16 protein-coding genes and 1 other annotated feature are annotated in these 22454 nt (G+C 39.0%); of the genes, 5 read left to right on the top strand and 11 right to left on the bottom strand.

The features are described 5' to 3' along the window. Both NV377_RS22500 and NV377_RS22495 read right to left on the bottom strand, forming a co-directional pair. The gene (locus tag NV377_RS22500; protein ID WP_258203060.1) at positions 1–795 is read right to left on the bottom strand and encodes an ABC transporter permease; all 795 of its coding nucleotides are present in this window, start codon (positions 793–795) and stop codon (positions 1–3) included. Next, entirely contained in the window at positions 792–1820 is a 1029-nt protein-coding gene (locus NV377_RS22495; RefSeq protein ID WP_258203059.1) for an ABC transporter ATP-binding protein, read from the bottom strand. The genes NV377_RS22500 and NV377_RS22495 overlap by 4 nt, the downstream gene beginning before the upstream one ends. A 260-nt stretch (positions 1821–2080) precedes the next feature. Here NV377_RS22495 and NV377_RS22490 point away from each other — a divergent pair, with 260 nt between their 5' ends. The 3 genes from NV377_RS22490 (at position 2081) to NV377_RS22480 (ending at position 6082) form a co-directional block, all read left to right on the top strand. Beyond that, positions 2081–3115 carry an LCP family protein gene (locus NV377_RS22490; protein WP_258203058.1) on the top strand — a complete coding sequence of 345 codons (1035 nt, stop codon included), beginning with the start codon at positions 2081–2083 and terminating at the stop codon, positions 3113–3115. 267 nt (positions 3116–3382) lie between these two features. After that, positions 3383–4693, top strand: a complete 1311-nt coding sequence (locus NV377_RS22485; protein ID WP_258203057.1) for a glutamate-1-semialdehyde 2,1-aminomutase — start codon at positions 3383–3385, stop codon at positions 4691–4693. Between the two features lie 108 nt (positions 4694–4801). Then, positions 4802–6082: a class II aldolase/adducin family protein gene (locus NV377_RS22480; protein WP_258203056.1), complete on the top strand. Its 1281-nt coding sequence runs from the start codon at positions 4802–4804 to the stop codon at positions 6080–6082. A 397-nt stretch (positions 6083–6479) separates the two neighbouring features. Here the strand turns inward: NV377_RS22480 and NV377_RS22475 are convergent, their stop codons facing one another. Further along, a complete protein-coding gene (locus NV377_RS22475) occupies positions 6480–6944 on the bottom strand; it encodes a methylated-DNA--[protein]-cysteine S-methyltransferase (protein WP_373425847.1) in 465 nt (154 codons plus the stop codon). 53 nt (positions 6945–6997) lie between these two features. Next, on the bottom strand, positions 6998–7582 hold the full coding sequence (locus tag NV377_RS22470) for a bifunctional transcriptional activator/DNA repair enzyme AdaA (protein ID WP_258203055.1): 585 nt from the start codon (positions 7580–7582) through the stop codon (positions 6998–7000). 115 nt (positions 7583–7697) lie between these two features. Between NV377_RS22470 and NV377_RS22465 the strand changes: the two genes are divergently transcribed. Beyond that, entirely contained in the window at positions 7698–8354 is a 657-nt protein-coding gene (locus NV377_RS22465) for a DNA alkylation repair protein (RefSeq protein WP_258203054.1), read from the top strand. A 90-nt stretch (positions 8355–8444) separates the two neighbouring features. Here NV377_RS22465 and argS read toward each other — a convergent pair whose 3' ends face one another. Further along, positions 8445–10124: an arginine--tRNA ligase gene (gene argS, locus NV377_RS22460; RefSeq protein WP_258203053.1), complete on the bottom strand. Its 1680-nt coding sequence runs from the start codon at positions 10122–10124 to the stop codon at positions 8445–8447. Positions 10125–10164: 40 nt separating this feature from the next. Next, positions 10165–10382: a binding site (T-box leader), on the bottom strand. Between the two features lie 229 nt (positions 10383–10611). Between argS and NV377_RS22455 the strand changes: the two genes are divergently transcribed. Further along, positions 10612–11397: an SDR family oxidoreductase gene (locus NV377_RS22455; RefSeq protein ID WP_258203052.1), complete on the top strand. Its 786-nt coding sequence runs from the start codon at positions 10612–10614 to the stop codon at positions 11395–11397. A gap of 333 nt (positions 11398–11730) precedes the next feature. On the opposite strand, the gene yicI is transcribed toward NV377_RS22455, so the two are convergent. The 6 genes from yicI to NV377_RS22425 form a co-directional block, all read right to left on the bottom strand. After that, on the bottom strand, positions 11731–14052 hold the full coding sequence (gene yicI / locus NV377_RS22450; protein WP_258203051.1) for an alpha-xylosidase: 2322 nt from the start codon (positions 14050–14052) through the stop codon (positions 11731–11733). Between the two features lie 80 nt (positions 14053–14132). Then, positions 14133–16523: a GH36-type glycosyl hydrolase domain-containing protein gene (locus NV377_RS22445; protein WP_258203050.1), complete on the bottom strand. Its 2391-nt coding sequence runs from the start codon at positions 16521–16523 to the stop codon at positions 14133–14135. A 5-nt stretch (positions 16524–16528) separates the two neighbouring features. Further along, complete coding sequence (locus NV377_RS22440) at positions 16529–18028, bottom strand: glycoside hydrolase family 43 protein (RefSeq protein WP_258203049.1); 1500 nt, start codon at positions 18026–18028, stop codon at positions 16529–16531. A 137-nt stretch (positions 18029–18165) separates the two neighbouring features. Further along, positions 18166–20166: a beta-galactosidase gene (locus NV377_RS22435; protein ID WP_258203048.1), complete on the bottom strand. Its 2001-nt coding sequence runs from the start codon at positions 20164–20166 to the stop codon at positions 18166–18168. Between the two features lie 119 nt (positions 20167–20285). Beyond that, on the bottom strand, positions 20286–21575 hold the full coding sequence (locus NV377_RS22430) for an ABC transporter substrate-binding protein (RefSeq protein WP_258203047.1): 1290 nt from the start codon (positions 21573–21575) through the stop codon (positions 20286–20288). A gap of 49 nt (positions 21576–21624) precedes the next feature. Next, entirely contained in the window at positions 21625–22452 is an 828-nt protein-coding gene (locus NV377_RS22425; RefSeq protein ID WP_258203046.1) for a carbohydrate ABC transporter permease, read from the bottom strand. Between the last annotated feature and the right edge of the window lie 2 nt (positions 22453–22454).

The following is a 22454-nucleotide window of genomic DNA, read 5'->3' as shown; positions in this document are numbered from 1 at the left end:
CTAACCCCCTTGCACGAATAGCCGTTGCCTTGCAGCACGCCACATAATAACAATTGGCACCATAAGTATAGCAAGCCATGCGAATTGAATTAGAAAGACATGACCAGCTTCTGATAATGGTGTTCGGCCAGTAAATATAGCACTTGGCAAGTAAGTAATCGCTTGAAACGGTAGCCAACTCATGATGCTGCCTAGCCACTCCGGGAAAAAGGCAATTGGAATAATTACACCTGAGAACAAGTCAACCATCACTCGTTTCATCCGCATTAACCCTTCATTATTTTCCACAAAAAATGCGAATAGCCCAGTCATTATGTTTAATTGTGAGTTAATTAGGAAGCTGAATACAAGCATTCCGAGATAAGTTGCCCATACTGTCAGATCAGTAGGTAACTTTACAGGGAAAATAAGACATACTATGGCTAGTCCAGGAATCATGAACAACATGAACCGGAATAACCCTTCACCAAATCCTTGCATTAACTTCACAATTAGATAATTGTAAGGACGTATCATCTGTATTGCTACACTTCCATCACGTATTTCGTTAGCAATATCTCGGTCTAGATTGTTAAAGTAAAACGCTCTAGCCATCCAAGAGATAGCAAGATAAGTTGTCATTTGCTCAAGCGAGAAGCCCGCTAATGTTTCTTGCGAACCATAGATCGCTTTCCACAAAAAGTAATAAGCACCTATATTAATCGCATATATTACGATGCCACTATAATAATTTACTCGATATGCAAGCATCATTAAGAAACGCATTCGAATAAAGTCGATATAAACTCTCATCATGACAAAGCATGCTCCTTCGTAGACACTTCTGCTGAGCCCGTCTGATAAATACCTCTAACAATATCGTCTGTATTTGTTTCAAAAATTTTAATATCACGAATATTTGCTCCGCCAACAACAAGTCCCATCGCATCAGAGAAACTTACTTCATTGGGCACAAATAATTTGGCAGAATATTCATTCTCCCTTGTCCACGATACTGCAATACTTTTCGTTAAAGCTTGTAACTGAGAGATACTCATAGCTTCAGCGAATTGGAATTGAATTTCCCTACCTTTACTCCATGTCGTTTTCAATTGTTCAAGACCACCATCATAAATAATAGCTCCATCATCGAGCATAATAACTCTGGAACATAATGCCTCGATATCTTGAAGATCGTGTGTTGTTAATAATATTGTTGTACCTTCTTCACGATTCATCTCTAGTAGGAAATCTCGAATTTCAGTTTTCACAACGATATCTAGCCCAATCGTAGGCTCATCTAAAAATACGATCGAAGGATTATGAAGCAATGATGCTACGATTTCACATCGCATACGTTGACCTAAACTAAGCTTACGTACAGGTCGGTTTAATAGATCACCGAGCTGAAGTCTTTCTACAAGATTGTTTAGACGTTTATTGAAATCAGCTTGTGGAACTCCGTATACTTTTCTCAGTAATTGGAATGATTCAATAACACCGATATCCCACCATAATTGAGAACGTTGACCAAATACTACTCCGATTCCATTCACAAATTTTTCACGATCACGATGCGGTACGTAGCCGTTTACGACTAATTCACCAGAGGTTGGTACAAGAATACCTGTTAGCATTTTAATGGTCGTTGATTTGCCTGCTCCGTTCTCACCGATATAACCACAGATTTCACCTTGTGGTATTTGGAATGTAATGTCTTTGACCGCAGTAACCTCTTGATATTGACGTTTGAACAAATCTTTCATTGCTCCAGATAGTCCTGCTCGGTTTTTTTGCACCTTAAATTGTTTACGTAAATCTTTAACATCTATCGCTAGCATATGACACTGATGACTCCTCTCTTATCGTCATTTCCTGGGAAATAGGGGCGATTTTACGAAAAACTTGCAACAACTTGTCTACAAGCTTTATAATTTGATGATATGTAATCATACAAAACTTCTGTCAGCTCGTAAATGTATTATTGCAAAAACATTATGTATTTACGCGAATAAAAAAATATGTACCTAGCATAACACGAAGTTCTATCTGATGCATGAACACTACATTATGTTCTAACTGAAAGGAGACCAAACACGCGATGCGTACAAGGTCAAAGCCAAAACAAAAAAAATCAAAATGGTTATTATCATCGGTCATCATTATTCTAGTTCTCATTATTGGAGCAGCGGTATATTGGGGAGCGGGGATAGCAAGTTCATTGGACAGTTTCAATAAGGATAAAGGCGATTCAATTATTAACAAAGAAGATCCTGATATTGTCGTCGATATTCCTAATTGGGAAGGCAAAGAACGTGTCAACATTCTATTGCTCGGTGCAGATGCACGTGAAGCTCAAGGTATGGAAGAAACTCGTTCGGATTCCATGATGGTTGCTTCAATAGATCCTGTAACGAAACAAGCTAACCTATTCAGCATACTTCGTGATACGTGGACAGATATCGAAGGTTACGGCCAAGGACGTATTAACACAGCAATTACATTAGGCGGCGCACCACTTGCAATGAAAACGATTGGCGATCTTACCGGTCTCGAGATTCAATACTATGTTTATACAGATTTCGAAGGATTCAAAGCTTTAGTTGATGCTATCGGTGGTGTAAACTATACGGTCGAGAAGGATATGAAATATAAAGATAATGCTGATAAAAATCGCTATGATATTGACCTTAAAGCTGGTTATCAATTATTAGATGGCGATAAGGCGTTACAATATGTTCGATTCCGTCATGATGCGATGAGTGACTATACTCGTACAGAGCGACAACGTGCTTTCATAATGACTGTTGCCAAAGAAATGCAATCCACTTGGAACATTATTAATATGAAGAAAATTTTAGATAGTGTATCCCCATATATTGATACGAACATGACTGTTACAGATATGTTAAAACTTGGTCAAACAGGTTTGGGTATTAAAATGGGAGATAGTGCTCAAATCCCTCCTTTCGATTATTTGCGAGAAATAAATAAGGGCGGAGCTGAAGTATTAAGTTACACGAGCAAAGATGATATTCATAACTATGTACAAGAAGTTGTTACTCCTAAGCCAGACCCTACAATCGATCCATCAGGCGATACAGAGGCAACCAACTCATCTACTAGTACAGAATAGATTAATTTTCTACTGAGATAATCATTCAAGGTTGAGAGTAAACCACTCATATAGCAAGTACAATACATGGGAACGCATCTTGCGCTCCCATGTATTGTTATGTAGATAACAATTAACTAATAGACCATAGATTGTGACTTGCGATATATTTTTCATCACTAGGATGGACATCATGTTGCATTAAAAAATTCAAGATTATACTTCCGGTGTATTTTTCAGTACATAGAAGTATATCTAGAACTTATTAAAAATTGGAGGATTACTTATATGTCACGACAAAGAAAAACTTCAGAGGCGCTTTATGAACAAGCTTTACAACATATCGTTGGTGGAGTAAATTCCCCTTCTCGCTCGTATAAAGCAGTAGGTGGCGGTGCGCCTGTATTTATGAAAAAAGCTGAAGGTGCATACTTTTGGGATGTTGATAATAACAAATACTTAGATTACTTAGCTGCATATGGACCAATTATTACAGGACATGCTCATCCTCATATTACCAGCGCTATTGTTACGGCTGCTCAAAACGGTACGCTTTATGGTACGCCAACGGAATTAGAAATTACTTTGGCAAAAATGCTTAAAGAAGCTATTCCATCTATGGACAAAGTTCGTTTCGTGAACTCAGGTACAGAAGCTGTTATGTCTACGATTCGTGTTGCTCGTGCTTACACAAATCGCAATAAAATTATTAAATTCGCAGGTTGCTACCACGGACACTCTGATCTCGTATTAGTAGCAGCTGGCTCTGGTCCTTCTACTCTAGGTATTCCAGATAGTGCTGGGATTCCAGTAAGTATTGCCCAAGAGGTTATTACTGTTCCTTATAATGATGTTGAAGCACTGCAAGCCGCACTGCAACGTTGGGGTCCAGAAACTGCAGCCGTTATGATTGAACCAATCGTCGGTAACTTCGGCATGGTTATGCCTAAAGAAGGCTACCTTGAAGCTGTATGTAAGCTTTCTAGAGAGGCTGGAGCTCTTGTAATCTATGATGAAGTAATAAGTGCATTCCGCTTCCATTATGGCTCAACGCAAACATACTCTGCTTTTCCAGATCATCAAGCGATTGAACCTGACCTTACTGCATTAGGTAAAATTATTGGTGGTGGTCTCCCAATCGGAGCTTATGGTGGTCGTCGTGAAATTATGGAGAAGGTAGCTCCACTAGGCCCTGCTTATCAAGCAGGTACTATGGCAGGTAATCCTGCTTCAATCTCTGCTGGTATTGCTTGTCTTGAAGTTTTACAAGAAGCTGGAATTTATAACCGTATGGATGCATTAGCTCGTAGATTAAAGGATGGATTACTTAATGCCGCTCAAGCAAACGGAATTCCTCTAACGATTAACCAAATCGTTGGTTCATTATCTACCCACTTCTGTAATCATGAAGTAACCAACTATGATCAGGCTCTAGATACAGATGGAGAAGTGTTCGGACGTTTCTTCAAAGGTATGCTTGAGGAGGGTATCAATCTAGCTCCATCAAAATATGAAGCATGGTTTATGACTATAGCTCATACTGAAGCAGATATCGATTATACAATTGAAGCTGCTCATAAAGTAATGAAAAGCTTGTAGGCTTCCGTTACATCTTAACTAATTTAATTTCAACTCAACGTAAACCACTAATTTAATACTACATCTGAGAACAATGACAACGAATTAAATTGAGAAGGAGCTTATTGTATGAATATTAATTATCTTCACCCATCCGATCAGATCGTAATGATGATGGAACGTATTTATAGCTATGGAATGACGACAACTTCAGGAGGTAATCTATCTGTAGTCGATGAGAACGGCGATATGTGGATTACACCAGCAAGTATTGATAAAGGAGAATTAACTAGACAGGATATCGTTTGCGTGAAGGCTGATGGCACGATTGTCGGTAAACATCGCCCGTCTAGTGAATATCCCTTCCACAAACTGATCTATGCGAAACGTCCTGATCTGAAAGCAGTTGTACATGCCCATCCCCCTGCACTAATTGCCTTTAGTATCGTGCGCCAAATACCGAATGTAGAGTTACTTCCTCATGACTATCGTGTATGTGGCACAGTTGGTATGGCAGAGTATGGACTTCCAGGCAGTATGGATCTAGGCAACAAAATAGCAGATGTTTTTGCAAGTGGTATTAATACCGTTATGCTTGAAAACCATGGTGTTGTCGTTGCTGGAAACGATCTATTCGAAGCTTTTCAACGTTTTGAAACATTAGAATATTGCGCAAGATTAGAAATTAATGCACGTCGTATTGGTACACCTGCTGAGCTTGTCTCTACGGTTGATATTGTCGCTCATGAGTCAGAGCTTGAGCAATTTACACCGGCAACGATTACAAGTGAGGAACGCGAAGCTCGTCGTGAAATGTGTAAATTAATTCATCGTTCTTACGAGCAACAACTATTCACAAGTACACAAGGAACATTCTCGCAACGTCTATCTGATGGTTCAATTATTACGACGCCATTCAATATGGATCGAAAATACCTTGAACCTTCTGATCTTGTTCGTATTAAAAATGGTAAGCGTGAAGCTGGTAAGAAGCCAAGTCGTTCTATTAAACTACAACAAGCAATCTATGATGCTCAACCGCATATCAAATCCATTATTTTGGCACATCCGCCGAATATTATGGCTTTCGCAATTACAGATGAAACATTCGATTCACGTATGATTCCTGAAAGTTACATCTTGTTACGTGATATTCCGAAAGTTCCTCATGATGATTTGTACACGCGTGAAGAAGAAACCGCTAAGTTATTTACAACGCAGACACCAATAGTTATTGGCCAAAATTGCTGTGCTGTCGTAACGGGATCTAGTCTATTAAGTGCCTTTGACCGACTAGAAGTAGCAGAATACAGTGCAATGGCTGTTATTGCTGCCAAAGCATTAGGTCCTATTATTAATATGGAACCTGCTCGTATCGATGAGATCGATGTTGCCTTCAAGTTGAAATAATAATTAAGCACATAAAAGGGGGCTAGTCCAACACGGATTAGCCTCTCTTTTATGTGCTTATCATTATAGATGATGTTCTACCATCGATGCACGAACAGTACGCTGTTCAATCGACTTTACTACCGGTGTTCAGGGTGGCGGCGTATGGAACTTTCTAAACTCGTCAATGCAAATGCTCGCACTACTTCTCCCCAAGCGTATACAAAGCGTAGAAGACTAATTGCTAGTAAAAAGCGATAGCGGTCGTTTTTGTCCTTGGATTTATACTACGATTACCATTACAATAAATCCGAGGACAACGGCGATTGAAACAGCAATTAGGCTTCGTAGCGTTCACACCATGCATCACGATTGAAACAGCAATTGGTCTTCGCAGCGTTCACACCATGCATCACGATTAGTCAGTACAGCGGCACGCTTGCTCCAACTCTAATAGCTCCTGCTTCATCTTGAGCCCTCCACGAAAACCTGTTAATTTACCATTTGAACCAATTACTCGATGACAAGGGACTGCAATAAGTACTGGATTTTTTCCAATGGCAGTACCTACTGCTCTTGCCGCTGTTGGCTTACCTAATTGATTGGCAATATGCTGATAGGTAACCGTCTCACCATATGGAATACGTTGTAGTTCATTCCATACTTGCTGTTGAAAATCTGTTCCACGCATATCGAGTGTTAGCGAAATTTGTCTAATTTCACCCTCCCAGTACTTTTGTAATTGCGCAACATAAGGAGCTAATATTACAGTACTCTCAATAAGCTCGTATTGTTTTATATATTTATTACACCAAGCAATGAGATCATTCCAGTCTCCATTAGGTGAACCAAAATAACAAAGCCCTTGCTTTGTTGCTGCCATAAGGTAGCTCTTGTCATTCTGGTGTAAATCCGACCAATATATATGTTTTCCCATCATATTCTTTTCCCATCATTTTGTATTTTTCCACACTGGTTTTTCCGATATTGTAATGGGCTAATCCCCATAATTTTCGTGAATAATGTATTGAAATAAGTAGCATTTTCCATACCAACTTGTTCACCAATTGCTGTAACGGATAGCTTAGTTGTTACAAGTAATTGTGCAGCTTCTTTCATTCTTTGCTGCTGAATATAACCGTTAGGACTAATGCCTAATTGTTGTTTGAAGACACGTTGTAAATGATAAGGACTGCTATGATTATGTGTGGCGATCTTACTGAGCGTTAATTGTTCATGCAAATGCTCGTCAATCCATAGTTGCACGCTGTCTATCCACTGTTGCTGTGGTACAGTTATACCTTCTGGCTTGCATCTCTTACAAGATCTATAACCTTGCGCGAGTGCCAATTGAATATTATCATATATTGTAATCCCATCACGTCGAGGCGTTCTCGAACGGCAAGAAGGTCTGCATACAATTTTGGTAGAATGTACACCGTACCAAAACTGTGTGTCATAAGACAAATCGTTATTTATAATTGCTTGCCATTGCTCATCCGATACGCTTGTAACTACCATCAATTGCTCACCTCAATTTCATTATAGCTTAATTCAACATAAGTGATCCTATTTAACGTTGTAATCGCAACAATTCGAAATTATTTAAAATATATAGATTAAAGGAGAGCAAACGATGAATTTTACAAATTTAATAATAGACATAGAAAATAGTGGGAATGCTGAGCAAGCTGTAAAAATGAGTGCATACATGCGAGATCAATTCGCTTTTCTAGGAATTCCAACTCCGATGCGAAAAGCATTACATAAACCATATTTCCAACAAGCAAAGAAAGAAAAACAGATCGATTGGAATTTCATTAATGAATGTTGGGATCGTCCGTTTAGAGAGTATCAATATGTAGCACTTGATTATCTAATGCTTATGAAGAAATATCTTACTGCTACAGATATTCCCCATTTGAAGAGACTAGCAATATCAAAGTCATGGTGGGATACTGTCGACGGAATTGATGGGTTAGTCGGATATATTGCACTTGCTAATACTGAGGTAGAACAGTTAATGATTACATGGAGTACCGACGAAAACATTTGGCTTAGAAGAATCGCTATCGATCACCAGCTTTCACGCAAGGAAAAGACAAACACCGACTTACTAAATATGATTCTTACAAATAATCTTGGACAAACTGAATTTTTTATCAATAAAGCAATTGGCTGGAGCTTACGTGATTATAGTAAAACTAACCCTCAATGGGTAAGTGATTTCATTGAGAAGTATCGAGAGCAACTTGCACCGTTAAGTATCCGAGAAGCTAGTAAATATCTTTAACTCTTGCTGCATCCAAAACCTATCAAGCCACATAAAAAAAGGAGATACCGCGATAACAAGCAGCATCTCCTGAAATTATTCGTGTTGTTATTACATCTTATTTGGAGCTGAAATTCCAAGCATTCTTAATGATTCTTTCAGAATTATTGCTACACAATGAACGAATGCTAACTTCATTTGCTGATATTCATCATCATTTAACACTTTTGTATGAGCGTAATATTTATTGAATGCTCTAGCTAAGTGTAAACTGAATTTTGCGATTTGTGATGGGTCTGCTAATAGAAAAGCCTTTTGTACCGTCAACGGAAATTGTTCTAACATAACTATAATTGGCCAAGCGTATTCCCCTAAAGCTGTAAAGTCTAAGGATTGATCTTTATAGTTCCCCTTTTCAAGAATTGATGAAATACGAGCATATGTATATTGCACGTATGGACCTGTCTCCCCTTCAAAATTCATCATTTGTTCAAGAGAGAACTCAATATCGTTCATTCTATCATTTTTTAGATCATTAAAAATAACTGCTCCAACTCCAACTTGCTTCGCAACTAATGCCTTCTGCTCTAAATTTGGATTTTTCGCTTCGATGTTCAGCATTGCCGTATCGACCGCTTCTGCTAATACATCAGCTAGCAAAACAACCTTTCCTTTTCGTGTAGACATTTTCTTGCCATCTTTCAGCATCATACCAAATGGAACATGCTGTAACTCATTCGCCCACTCATATCCCATCTTGTTAAGAACATTAAACAATTGCTTAAAGTGAAGCGACTGCTCATTACCTACTACATAAAATGTTTTCACTGCGTTATATTCATTATGACGATAGACAGCTGCTGCTAAATCACGCGTAGCATACAATGTCGCTCCATCCGTCTTCGTAATTAGACATGGCGGCATTTGATCATCCATTTCCACTACATATGCACCATCTGATAATGTAAGCAGGTTTTTCTCCTGTAACTCTGCGACAATCGGTTTCATTTTATCATTGTAGAATGCTTCACCAGTATAGGAATCAAACGTTATCCCTAATATTTGATAGATGGTCTCAAATTCAGTTAGTGAAGCGTCACGGAACCATTTCCACAGGGCAAGTGCTTCACTTTCACCGTCTTCTAGTGATTTAAAGGCAGCACGTGCTTGCTCATTCAACGATTCATCCGTTTCAGCCATATCATGAAACTTCACATAAATCTTCAACAGTTCTTGAATTGGGGACGCTTCTATAGCCTCTTTATTTCCCCACAGTCGATAAGCAACGATTAATTTGCCGAATTGTGTACCCCAATCTCCTAGATGATTAATTCTAACTGCCGTGTATCCACTTTTTTCAGCAATATTAGCGAGCGCATGCCCAATTACTGTTGATCTTAAGTGTCCCATTGAGAACGGTTTAGCAATATTAGGTGAAGAGTAGTCAATGACTACATTTTCTTTTCTTGATGGACTTGAGCCATATTGATCCTTATTGTTCATGATGGCATGTAATACATGATTCGTAAGTTTCTCTTGATTGAGAAATATATTTACATACCCACCTACTACATTTATTTCTTGAATCTCTTCTGCTTGTAGCTTCTCTGCTAATTCTGATGCAATGCGTTGAGGTGCTTTTCTTAGCTTTTTCGCTAATGTAAAACACGGAAATGCTATATCCCCCATCTCCGAATTTTTTGGTTTTTCTAGTAATGTTTCAACCTCTTCATTCGATAATTCATCGTTTAATGCTTGGGCAATAAGAGATGCCAATTGTTCATAGATCATCTTCTTTTCTCCTCTCAAATAAAAAAGCTCCCGTCTCTAAATAAGAGACGAGAGCATAATTTCCCGTGGTACCACTCTAGTTGCCACTTATAAGTGACCGCTTTCCGTTGTTAACGAGGTGTCTCCCCGATTTTCTCTACTCATTGTTCAAGAAATATCTCAAAAGTGCGGTTCATCCATTGGTCGTGTATTAGGCTTTCACTATCCCTAATTCGCTATCCAGTTCCAATGAATTACTCTCTTTATCACTGACTTTTAATTATTCAATTTTAATGTATATTACATATTCAAATTATAAATGTCAACTTATTAGTATTTTAGAGGTCTCTCTATTTAGTCATTATTAATTTATTGTTTAGACTGATACTATTTATGGGTATTTCTCTCGTAATTGGTCATCTTAATAGAAATGCTTGTAAAACAATACATCATGATCGCAAATACTTTTGTCTAATAGCAACCATAAATAGTTCAGGAGGTATACACAATGAATCAGCAACAACTTAAAGGAAAAGTCGCATTAATTACTGGTGCTGCTTCCGGTATCGGACATGCAACAGCGCTACTGATGGCACAAGAAGGGGCAAAAATTGTATTAGTTGATTTGAATAATGAGCGTTCAGAAAAAACCGTCCAACATATTGAACAATCTGGAGGTACTTGCTTATTCATCGATACCGATGTTGCTAATCCAGAACGTGTGGAGAAGGCAGTGAATCAAGCAGTAGAGAAATTTGGTCAGCTAGATATTATTTTTGCAAATGCGGGAATTAACGGTACTGTAGCCCCTATTGAAGATATTACGCCAAAGCAATGGGATGAAACATTAACTACCAATCTTAAAAGTACCTTTCTAACCGTAAAATATGCCATCCCTCATATGAAAACTAATGGTGGTAGCATCATCGTTACAAGTTCAATTAATGGTAGTCGCAAATTTTCAAGCTTCGGTATGTCTGCTTATAGTAGCTCCAAAGCTGGTCAAGTTGCCTTCGCAAAGATGGCAGCACTAGAACTTGCTCGCTACAAAATTAGAGTAAATGTCATCTGCCCTGGAGCTATTGCAACGAATATTGGAGAAAACACCTTCCGCCAACCAGAAGTGAGTAAAATTGAAATTCCAGTTACATACCCTCAAGGAAGCCAGCCACTTGAACACTCCCCAGGCCAGCCTGAACAAGTTGCTGATCTAGTACTATTTCTAGCATCCTCAAGATCAAGCCATGTGACGGGGAGTGAGGTATTTATCGATGGAGCTGAAACACTTCTTTGAGATGTAGTTCAAAAAGCGGAATTAGATACCAATGTCTATGCTAACGTAGCTTAGTCAGCATCGAATATGAAGCGAACCTGGGAACTTTAGTATAAGCTTCCGATGTATGTTTCTTGCAAAAACATTGTAAGTACGCGTGTACCAACTTGTACACTTGCGTTTCCTCCTTACGTAAGTAGTGCTCCGTCTTTTGGGGTTGTAATGTCCGCTTGAGCGCAAGTCAATTCCAAGCTTTGAGGCTGCATAGCAAAAAACCTCAGCTCTGTTCAAATGAGCTGAGGTTTCTCATCTAACTATTTTGTATTTTATACTATCAACTAGACATGGAGCAGTTTATAATTGTAGCGTTAACGTTATTTGTTCCTTACCAGCTGGAATTTTAACTATCCCGTCGATGATTTCTCCAATTCCTCCATCGATTGCTGTTACTTGTTTATCATCATAAACTCGAATAGAGAATGGCTTACCACTGCCTGCAACGTCTATCGTTATTTTATCCTGTTCTCTCGCCGCTTGCACGCTCACTTCTACTTGTCCACTCGCATTATTAATAGTAGTAGCGGTGCGCTTTCCATCTTCTAACTGATAAATAGCTATCGTCGCATCAAGAGCATAGTCATAATCTGGACGAGTATCATTCGCTCCATGTACGACGATCGTATTCGGACGAACATATAGAGGTAAACTGAAGAAATCATATTCTCCCTTTAACCACTTTCCACCCTCTATCACTTCACCACTTATGAAATGAGTCCACTTCCCTGCCGGCAAATAATATTTTACAACATCATCTGCGCTTAAGACTGGAGCTACTAACAAATGATCTCCCAACATATATTGTCGATCAATATACTCTACTGCAGGATCATTAGGGAATTCTAACACCATCGCACGCATCATAGGAATACCTTGTTCATGCGCCTGTGTTGCCGATTTATATAAATAAGGCATCAGTTTACATTTTAAATTAGTGAAATAACGAGTAACATCTACCGCTTCTTCGTCGTATACCCATGGCACTCGATACGATTTGCTTCCATGAAGACGACTATGACTAGAAAGCAAACCAAATGCCAACCAACGTTTAAACACATCGGCTTGCGGCTTATTTTCAAAACCACCAATATCATGGCTCCAATAGGCAAATCCAGATAATCCTAATGACAAACCGCCACGTAAACTTTCTGCCATCGATTCATAATCGGAATTACAATCTCCACCCCAATGGACAGGGAACTGCTGACCACCAGCCGTTGCGGAACGAGCGAATACTACCGCTTCACCTTTACCTAATTTTTCTTCCAATACTTCAAAGACAACTTTATTGTACAAATACGCATAGTAATTATGCATTTTTTGTGGATCTGAACCATCATAGTACACAACCTCGGTTGGAATTCGTTCACCGAAATCAGTCTTAAAACTATCGACGCCTTGATCAATCAAATCACGTAAATATTGGGCGAACCATTCACAAGCGGCTGGATTGGTAAAATCGACAATTCCCATTCCTGCTTGCCACATATCCGTCTGCCACACATTACCATCAGGTTTTTTGAGCAAATAACCATGTTTCTTTCCTTCAGCAAACAGTTTAGAGCGCTGGGCAATATAAGGATTAATCCATACGCTGATTTTCATCCCTTTTGCTTTCAAGCGTTGCAGCATCCCTACTGGATCTGGAAACGTTTGTTTATCCCAAGTAAAATCTGTCCAATGAAAACCGCTCATCCAAAAACAGTCGAAGTGAAAGACACTGAGCGGTAAATTTCTTTCAGCCATCCCATCAATAAATGTATTAACTGTTTCTTCATCATAACTAGTCGTAAACGACGTTGTCAGCCATAAACCAAAAGACCACGCTGGAGGCAATGCCGGTTTGCCGGTTAAGTCTGTATATTTCACTAATACATCCTTCATATCCGGACCATCGATAACAAAGTATTCCAACGATTCTCCTTCTACTGCAAACTGCACTTTTTTCACTTTTTCCGAGGCAACTTCAAAGGAAACAAGTTCTGGATGGTTAACAAATACACCATAGCCTTCATTACTTATATAGAATGGAACATTTTTGTACGCTTGCTCCGAGCTTGTTCCACCGTCTTTGTTCCACATATCAACCACTTGACCATTTTTCACAAAAGAAGTAAATCGCTCACCTAATCCGTAAACTAACTCACCTACGCCTAAGTCTAATTCTTCCCGCATATATGTCTTTGTGTTACCTTCTATGATGTAGGCCATCGACCTCACTCGGCTACCCGTCAGTCGCTTCTCTCCTCGATAGAATGAAATATTCCACTCTTCCCCTTTTAGCACATGAGCACGTAACGAACCACTAGTAAATATTATTTCATTGTCCGTTTCTTCGATATGCACATAATCGCCCGTCTCTGGAGTCAAAACATAGTGCGGTCCACGTGGTTCTATGCCATCAAAATGAACTAACTTTACACCGATAATTCCAGGTCTTGGCGAATGAAACTGAACGGTTAACAACGGCGTATTCAATATATTGGATCGAATGAGTATTGGACGTGGAGATGCGTGCACAGTTAGCTCATTATTTTCTATAAAATGATCATATGGTTCTACTGCACTTTTCACCTCATACTGTTCACGGATCATCCAATTTCCATCAGTAAACTTCATCGTTTCTCCACCTTTATCTACATTGTTATAATTATCAATAAATGAAACCGCATCACTTTAAATAACTAGTCACTCTAATACTATTGCATATCTGTTTGCGGTAACTTTACAAGGACATCATATTTTTCACCAGCTTGGATATTTTTAATAATATGACCCTCTATGACCTGATCGTCCACATAAATAGCCATTTCTTGTACATCTGTATGTCGCTCAATTACAACATGAAACTCTGCACCTCTAAATTGGCGTTGAATCGATGCCGTTTGCCAGTCAGACGGAAGCTGAGGAGAAATCGATAGTCCATCCTTACTTCCTTTCACGCCAAATAGTCCATCAATAATACAGCGATAAACCCAAGCTGCTGTCCCTGTATTGAATAAATGACTCGATCTTCCCGCAGTTCGAGGTATTTGACGGTAAGCCCCGCGATAATAATTCGGTATAAAAGCTGGTAATTGACCACGATGAATAATATCAGCTAGATCTGGACCAGGAATCATTTTTCTTAATAAGCGGTATGCATTATCCTGTTGATCCACTTGGTATAAAGCAAAAATATAAAAAGCTGCCGCATGATTATATACTGCACCATTTTCCGCACTACCCGGATGTTTTTGCGTTACACGCCCTACATCTTCACGCATTTTTGTAAATGAAGGCGCTAATTTTTCCACACCATATGGAGTTTCTAATAACTCTTCTACCGCTTGTAAAATTTTCGGTTGTTTTTCTTCATCTGCTGCTCCACTCATTAGCGACCAGCCTTGAGGATTGATAAATATTTTACCTTCCTCATCGGTATGAATACCGAACAGAACATTGTCATCGGTTATCCCTCTAGCGTACCAATTTCCATCCCACAAATATTTATTCACTATTTCATTTGTCTGTTTTGCTTCTGTTCTGAACTGCTCTGCAACATCTGGTTGTCCAGCATTTTCACAAATCTCTGCCCATACTTTAAAAGCATAAGCGGAAGCGATCGTTAGCCACCCAGAAACACCTTTACCTTTGTAGCCAACCATATTCATAGGATCGCACCAATCGCCTTGCTCTATATAATTGAGTCCGCGCTCATCCCTCGTCGTGATTAACCAATTCATCGCACGCACGATATGTTCAAACACGCTAACAGGCTTTGGATCATCCTTAAATGGAATTAGTTCTTCTAAAATAGAATAATCATTTGTTTCATCTAAATAGGTTATTAAACTAAGCGGTAACCAGATACAGTGATCCGTATGCGGTACTTGATTGATATATTTCAACTCTGCATCTTTATGCAAAACAATTCCATCTGGCATGGCACCACTCGCAGCTTGTTGCTGCATGGCAGTAAGAAAAGCTTGACGCGCGGTTGACGGATCAATATAGCTCATTCCCATATTATCTTGCAAATAGTTTCGAGTTTGCGGATCTGTAGTTAAACGATTCGTCTGCCCATGATAATAAATTTGTCTCGGTAACCAATGATTCACAAATTGATCAAAGGAAGTATCTGGAGTTTGAATCGTCATATTACCTGTCCCACGCTCGATGTACTGCTTATATGATTGCTGCGCTATCGCAAAACCGTCTTCTCCCCCTGCATTCGTTTTCACAAAATATTTATCTCTTATCGCTGCAATATCTTGTTTATTGTGAGCAGGTCCGAATAAGAAGCGAAGTTGTTCTTCTTCTCCCGCATCCAATGTAAAGCAATATTGCATGACAGCAGCAGGTGTTTCATAACGAGCGTCACTATTACTTAATGTTTCATTTGCTAACGCTGACGGAGCAGTGATGCCTCCCTCTCCTTCGAACACTTCCCAATTCGCTTCCCAACTAAGTGGCGCTCTATCGGCTAATAAAAAAGTCATATCTTTTAATTTTTTTATTTTTTCGTAATCCGTATACTTTTGATAGGGAGTAATCGAGGTACAAACAATTCCCTGTAGATCGGCCTCATATTGACCAGCTTGATTCATCCAGGACATATATCCAATCGTAAACGACGGATAAATACTAATTTCCCGCTCTCTATTCGAGTTGTTTTTGACTGTTACTTTCCACATTTCAATAGGCTCTTCAGGTGATAAAGAAAGCGACATATTTAGCTCTATATCGTTAAATACTACTTTCCAAGAGATATCATGCTTCCCAACAATAAATTGGTATTGGTCTGGCATGGCGCGTACAGGTTCATACGGAGCTGAAAATAACTCCTTACTTTCCTCATCCTTTATATATATAAAGCGTCCTGGATGATGAGCATAATAAGGCTGTTCAGGCTGCATAAATGTTTTCATTTCTAAATTGGGAGCATATGAATATTTTGCTGGTTCAGGTTGCATAAATTGTGAAATAGTATAGCCTCTACAATTAACATCCATCATCATATGATCATTCCATAAAAAACCTGATGCTTTGGGCATAACGACCGGGCTGTTCAATATAATATATTGTTCATCTTTAGTTGTCTCTATCATGTGATCTACTCCTTACCCTCATATTCATACCAATCAAAATATGCTTTTGTTTTATAACGTGAATAGTTATACATTGCAATAAACACTCCTGTGAATCCGCCAGCAACTTCTGTAGATAGTAAACGAGTTTCCCCTTCACCTATCTTGTTCCACTGCTCTTTGCCTTCTCGGTAATAAAATAAATAGTCTGCCTTAGTTGCTTCTATCCGTATTTCCACATCCGTGCCATCTATTGGTTTGGAATATTTTTCGTCGATTAAGCTACCAATTTGCCTTCGCAATACAAACTGTATTTGACCATTAACTTTAGTCAATGCAAGATCGTAATGATGCCTATCATCCATAAATACGGTTAAACCCGCTTCATCGTCCTCATGAAGATCATATTCCATTCTCACCGTGACTTCGCATCTATGATGTTGTTGCCGGCGCCCAATAAATGCAGGATAACCACCACTATTTAAGCGATCGGAAGAACCAGTAATCATTAGAAAGCTTTCTCTCTCCGAACAAGACCATGTCGTTTGTACTCCGCTACGGATAAATGTCCAACAATCATTGAGATAAGCATCAGTAAATTCATCTCGATTAGACCTATGCTCCCACTTCACAAATGGTAAGTTTGGAGCTAGTTCTTCTAATTCAACCGTACCTTGATTGCCTATTATCGGCCAACCATCTTCTGTCCAGTGGACAGGAGCTAAAAATGTTTCTCTACCAATGTGATGTCGATATGGATAAGCGACTGGACGTACACCTAGAAACACTGCCCACCAACTTCCATCTACTGCTTGTACTAGATCAGCATGACCGGTCGATTGAATTTTACGACCTGAACTACGATGAGTAAGAATGGGATTATACGGACATGACTCGAATGGTCCATACGGAGATTTACTACGGGCAACTACCTCTGTATGTCCATACTCTGTTCCACCTTCAGCACACATTAAATAATAGTAATCGTTTATTTTATATAAATGAGGAGCTTCTGTAAATTTCCCCCCAGTACCTTGCCAAATGAAATGTGTATCCGTTAATTTCTCACCCGTCTCAATGTCAATTTCACAATGATAAATACCAATTCCGTGTTCTGTCCCTGTACTAGTAAAATAAACTTTGCCATCTTCAAATAAAAGGGATGGATCAATACCTGACTGATCTACATAGATTGGTTCTGACCACTCGCCCGTAGGATCGTCTGTCCACACGTAGAAATGACCACATTTCTTTTCATTTGTCGTAACCATATAAAAGCGTCCTTGATGATAACGAATGGTTGGTGCCCAAACTCCTTCAGAAATTTTCGCTCCTTCTAACTGCGACTGACTTTCTTTTGTTAAACAATGACCGATTTGCCGCCAATGCACGAGATCTTTACTATGCCAAATTGGAATTCCTGGGAAATAACCAAAAGAGCTAGTTACAATATAGTAGTCATCACCGGCACGACAAATGCTAGGATCAGGATAAAATCCTGGGATTATCGGATTTTGAAATTTCATTGTTCACGCCTCCTGAAAACTTTTTTTAGCTACTTGTATATTCTTTATAGAAAACAGTTCGCTTCGAAAGCATATACTTAAACTTTTAGCTACTTGTAAAGACTTCGTAGAAAACAAAAAAATCCCCTTCGGAAGCATCATCCTGAAGACAAAGGTATTTCTAAAATATCTAATTCATAAGGTGCAAGCTCTATCTTCTTTTCTCTCTTTTCTGCACTAAGCAGACTATAACCTGGACTTTCAAGTGGGACTGTTACATCCACTCTACTCAGATTCATAATAAAGAGGTACTTGTTACTCTCGTTAAATCGTTCTATTATTTGCACTCCGTCTGGTAAGTTAGCATCATATTTTATGTGCTGTTCCTTAGCTAAGCGGGTTATTAACTTACGAAGATAAGCTTCATCTGGATGTGTAGCTACATAGTACACTTTCCCCTTGCCTACTCGGTTACAGGTTATTGCTGGTGTACCACTGTAAAATTCATCTTGGTACCAAGCAATCGCTTCTGCACCTTGTAAACTGACAATATCGCACCAGATAGAAGCAGTATATGTCTCTCCATCTTCATCTCGAATAGCTTGAGTACTTTGACCAATTGCATCATACTCTTCCACATAAATACCTGAGCTTTTCTGCAAATATCCTGGAAGCATCGTTTCGATGTGATGATTATTCTCCATTTTCACTCCAGAACGAAATGTTAATAACACTGTACCTCCTGCTTGTGCAAACTGTTCAAGCCTATTAGCCGTTTCTTCATTTACTACATATAAGCTTGGCACGATTACTAGTTTATATTGATCGAGTGGAGCTCCCACTTCTATGACATCACAGCCGACACCCAATTTGGTCAATATACGGTGATAATCTTTTATATTTTCGTAATAATCAAAGCCGTCCGATTGATACTGTATACGCATCGCTTCCATATTTTCATGTGACATTAAAATAGCTACCTGATGCTGAAATGTCGTATCTATTAATTTCGGCGACAAGCGATTCACTTCTTGTGCCAATTGCGAAAACTCTAAAAATCTTCGTCCTGGCACATTACTCGGATCAATTAACCCTTGCCAAAATTGCTCCGCTCCAATTGTTGCCGAGCGCCAGCGAAAATGTAATACTTTATCTGCACCTTTTGCAATAGCTTGCCAAGTAAAAGCTCGTATAAATCCTGGATAAGGAGCTCGCCATGACGGAAACCAACAACCTGGTGCACCACTAAGTTGTTCCATAATATAAAAGTTTTTTCTTTTGATACCTCGTGTAACATCAAGCGACAAAGCTCCGCTATACGGACCAGTTGTTTGCTTATGAGGATCGGTATTCGGATAATAATCAAAAGAAGCAACATCCAGTGCACGACCAAGCTGGTGTAGATTTAACCGTGGTGGGTATGTGTGAAAATTATGGGTTATAAACTGCTGCTTACTATATTGACGAATAGTATTTATTTGTTCTGTCAAAAACAATTCCATCATATCCCATTGAAACCTAGCAAAGTCTAGTAAATAAGATGGGTTTTGAAAGCGAGAACCTCCATAAGGAACAGTAACTTGTTGCCAGTCGCTGTATTCTCCGCTCCAGACAATCGTCCCCCACGCTTCATTTAATTTGCTTACTGTTTCGTATTTTTGGATTAACCATTGTCTGAATGTCGTATTGCAACGAGGACAATGACAATCCAGCATCCAAAATTCATTATCAATTTGCCAACCGATAACTCCTGGATGTGACCCATAACGAATAGCCATCTGATTAATAATAGATGCTGCATAATATTTTAATGAGATACTATTGAAACAACGATGACCTCTGACACCAGCATGTGTAGTCATCCCACTTGCATTAATAGGGAGAACATCCGGATGTTGATCTGTCAGCCAGCGAGGCGGAGTATTAGTAGGTGTGCAGAGAATAACTGCTATGTCATTTTGAGCAAACAAGCCAATTACTTCATCCAGCCAATCGAAAGTATACTTTTCTGGTGCAGGCTCCATCCGACACCACGCAAACTCTGCCAACCTAACAACGGTAACTCCGGCTTCTCTCATTTGCTTAATATCTGCTTCCCATCTAGCTGAATCCCATTGTTCCGGATAATAAACTACGCCTACTTGCATCCGATCAATCATCACCTAAGCCCTCCATTTCTAGCTGTTTGCGAATGATTATATTTACTTACATAAAGGCTGTTCCTCAGAATCAAATGATTTCATTGGAACAGCCCGATACTACATAAATATATAATTTATTATTTTAGTTTATCCCAAGCAGCTTGCATATTTTCTGTCCATTGTTGTGCATCCACTCTTCCTGCCAAAAACTCTTGAATGACACTACCAAATTCTTGTGTCACACCATCTGGATATTTACCAGAAATATTAGGGAATGCTTCACCACGATCTACATATTCAACCAAACTAGTAGCAAGCTCTCCCAAATCTTCTGGAGTCGCTTCAATTGTAGTTAACGTTGGAATGAATTTGAAATTTTTCGTAATATATTCTTTCCCCATATCAGATTTTACAAGCCAATTTAAGAATATTTTTGCTTCTTCTTTTACTTTTGAATCTTTATTAACGACTAAGTTGACAGGGACACCCACTGTTACTTTGCTCGTTACTGCTGAATCATCACTAATAGGCATCGGTAATACGCCCATATTCAGATCAGGATTAATACTATCAATCATATTTTGCGTCCAGTTACCTTGTTGCATCATGGCTGCTTCGCCATTAGCAAACATCGTTACAGCTGTATTATGGTCAGTTGTCAATGGATTTTTATTTCCGTAGTCTAATGTTAATTGCATCAATTTCGCCCAATTCAAAAAGTGCTCATTGCCGGCAATCGTAGTTGTTCCATCATTCAATCCATCAATAAATGCACTCGTATCTGGTTGATTGTTAAATGCTACACTAACGCCTTGACTACCAACTAACCACCACTCGTAATATGCATTAGCAAATGGAGTTATGCCAGCTTCAGCAATTGTTTTAGCCGCTGCTTCTAGCTCAGAGTATGTTTTTGGCAACGGATCAATTCCTAGTTCTGCAAAAATGTCTTTATTATATATATACCCGAATCCTTCCATACTAAGAGGCAAGCCAAATACTTTCCCATCTAGAGTAACCGGATCAGCCGCTGCCGGTGCAATGTCTTTCACCCATGGTTGATCTGATAAATCTTCGATTCGTTCTTCCCACAACAGTAATTTTGAATAACCACCATTGGAAAAGATATCTGGTCCTTCACCGGAAGCAAACTTTGTTTTTAATCCAGCTTCGTAGTCGCCACTACCGCCTACTGTTTGTACATCGACTTTAATATTTGGGTGTTCCGCTTCAAACGCTCTTGCCAATTCATGTAATCCTTCTACAATTTCAGTCTTAAATTGGAACACGGTAACTGTCTTTTTCTCTTGTGATCCATCTGCTTGTTTGTTTCCATTACCACCATTCGAATTACCACCACAAGCCGCTAATACTAGTATCATAGCCAACAAAATAGGTACTAATTTGAAAATTTTACTCTTTTGCATTGAATTAATCCCCCTTTAATTTCATTAATTTATAATAACATTTAGGTTATTACCCTTTGACTGAGCCGGCTGCTATTCCTTCTACAATGTACCGTTGTAAAAACAGGAAAAATACTATAACTGGTGTAACGCCAAGTACTAATGCCGGCAGCGCAAGATCCCATTGTTTCGTATATTCTGAGAAAAACGAAAACGTTGCTAATGGGATCGTTCTAAGATCTGGTTTTTGCAATATTAACGATGGTAACAAGTAATCATTCCAGATAGCTAATGTATTCAATACAATGACCGTCATTAGCATCGGCTTCAACATTGGTAATACAATTCGGAAAAAGACGCCAATGCGAGTAGAACCATCAACAGTAGCCGCTTCTTCAATTTCTAATGGAATCGATTTAACAAATCCATGAAAGAGAAAGACGGCCATCGGGGTACTTAACCCTAAATAACTAATAATCAACCCTGCTTTCGAATTCATTAAACCTAATTCACTAATAACACGAATCAGTGGCATCATAATCGTCTGAAAAGGTACGACCATTGCCGCAACTAATACGAGTAGAAAAATCCGATTAAATGTTGTATTAGCACGAACCATTCGGTAAGCAGCCATACAACTAATTAGTCCAATTAACACTACTCCGACAACTGTAATAACAAAAGAATTGAGAAACGCTTCTGGAAAACGAGTTAATTGCCAAGCTTTAGTATAGTTTTCCCACTGAAAAACTTGCGGCCAGCTTGCAGCATCCGACATAATCTCTCCAAAAGGTTTGACAGAGTTTACTAAAAGGAAGTAAAACGGTGCGAGAAAAACGAGTGAAACTAGCACCATCCCTATTTCTAGAATGAGTGTTTTACCATTGTATGGTTTCATCG

Source organism: Paenibacillus endoradicis (assembly GCF_024721975.1).
The sequence above is the reverse complement of the archived record's forward strand: the minus strand, read 5'-3'. Positions and strand labels throughout refer to the sequence as shown.

What these genes read in the sequence shown, in the direction of transcription:
- NV377_RS22500 (WP_258203060.1), bottom strand. Translation starts at nt 795, where the DNA reads ATGATGAGAGTTTATATCGACTTTATTCGAATGCGTTTCTTAATGATG.
- NV377_RS22495 (WP_258203059.1), bottom strand. Translation starts at nt 1,820, where the DNA reads ATGCTAGCGATAGATGTTAAAGATTTACGTAAACAATTTAAGGTGCAA.
- NV377_RS22490 (WP_258203058.1), top strand. Translation starts at nt 2,081, where the DNA reads ATGCGTACAAGGTCAAAGCCAAAACAAAAAAAATCAAAATGGTTATTA.
- NV377_RS22485 (WP_258203057.1), top strand. Translation starts at nt 3,383, where the DNA reads ATGTCACGACAAAGAAAAACTTCAGAGGCGCTTTATGAACAAGCTTTA.
- NV377_RS22480 (WP_258203056.1), top strand. Translation starts at nt 4,802, where the DNA reads ATGAATATTAATTATCTTCACCCATCCGATCAGATCGTAATGATGATG.
- NV377_RS22475 (WP_373425847.1), bottom strand. Translation starts at nt 6,944, where the DNA reads ATGGCAGCAACAAAGCAAGGGCTTTGTTATTTTGGTTCACCTAATGGA.
- NV377_RS22470 (WP_258203055.1), bottom strand. Translation starts at nt 7,582, where the DNA reads ATGGTAGTTACAAGCGTATCGGATGAGCAATGGCAAGCAATTATAAAT.
- NV377_RS22465 (WP_258203054.1), top strand. Translation starts at nt 7,698, where the DNA reads ATGAATTTTACAAATTTAATAATAGACATAGAAAATAGTGGGAATGCT.
- argS (WP_258203053.1), bottom strand. Translation starts at nt 10,124, where the DNA reads ATGATCTATGAACAATTGGCATCTCTTATTGCCCAAGCATTAAACGAT.
- NV377_RS22455 (WP_258203052.1), top strand. Translation starts at nt 10,612, where the DNA reads ATGAATCAGCAACAACTTAAAGGAAAAGTCGCATTAATTACTGGTGCT.
- yicI (WP_258203051.1), bottom strand. Translation starts at nt 14,052, where the DNA reads ATGAAGTTTACTGATGGAAATTGGATGATCCGTGAACAGTATGAGGTG.
- NV377_RS22445 (WP_258203050.1), bottom strand. Translation starts at nt 16,523, where the DNA reads ATGATAGAGACAACTAAAGATGAACAATATATTATATTGAACAGCCCG.
- NV377_RS22440 (WP_258203049.1), bottom strand. Translation starts at nt 18,028, where the DNA reads ATGAAATTTCAAAATCCGATAATCCCAGGATTTTATCCTGATCCTAGC.
- NV377_RS22435 (WP_258203048.1), bottom strand. Translation starts at nt 20,166, where the DNA reads ATGATTGATCGGATGCAAGTAGGCGTAGTTTATTATCCGGAACAATGG.
- NV377_RS22430 (WP_258203047.1), bottom strand. Translation starts at nt 21,575, where the DNA reads ATGCAAAAGAGTAAAATTTTCAAATTAGTACCTATTTTGTTGGCTATG.
- NV377_RS22425 (WP_258203046.1), bottom strand. Translation starts at nt 22,452, where the DNA reads ATGAAACCATACAATGGTAAAACACTCATTCTAGAAATAGGGATGGTG.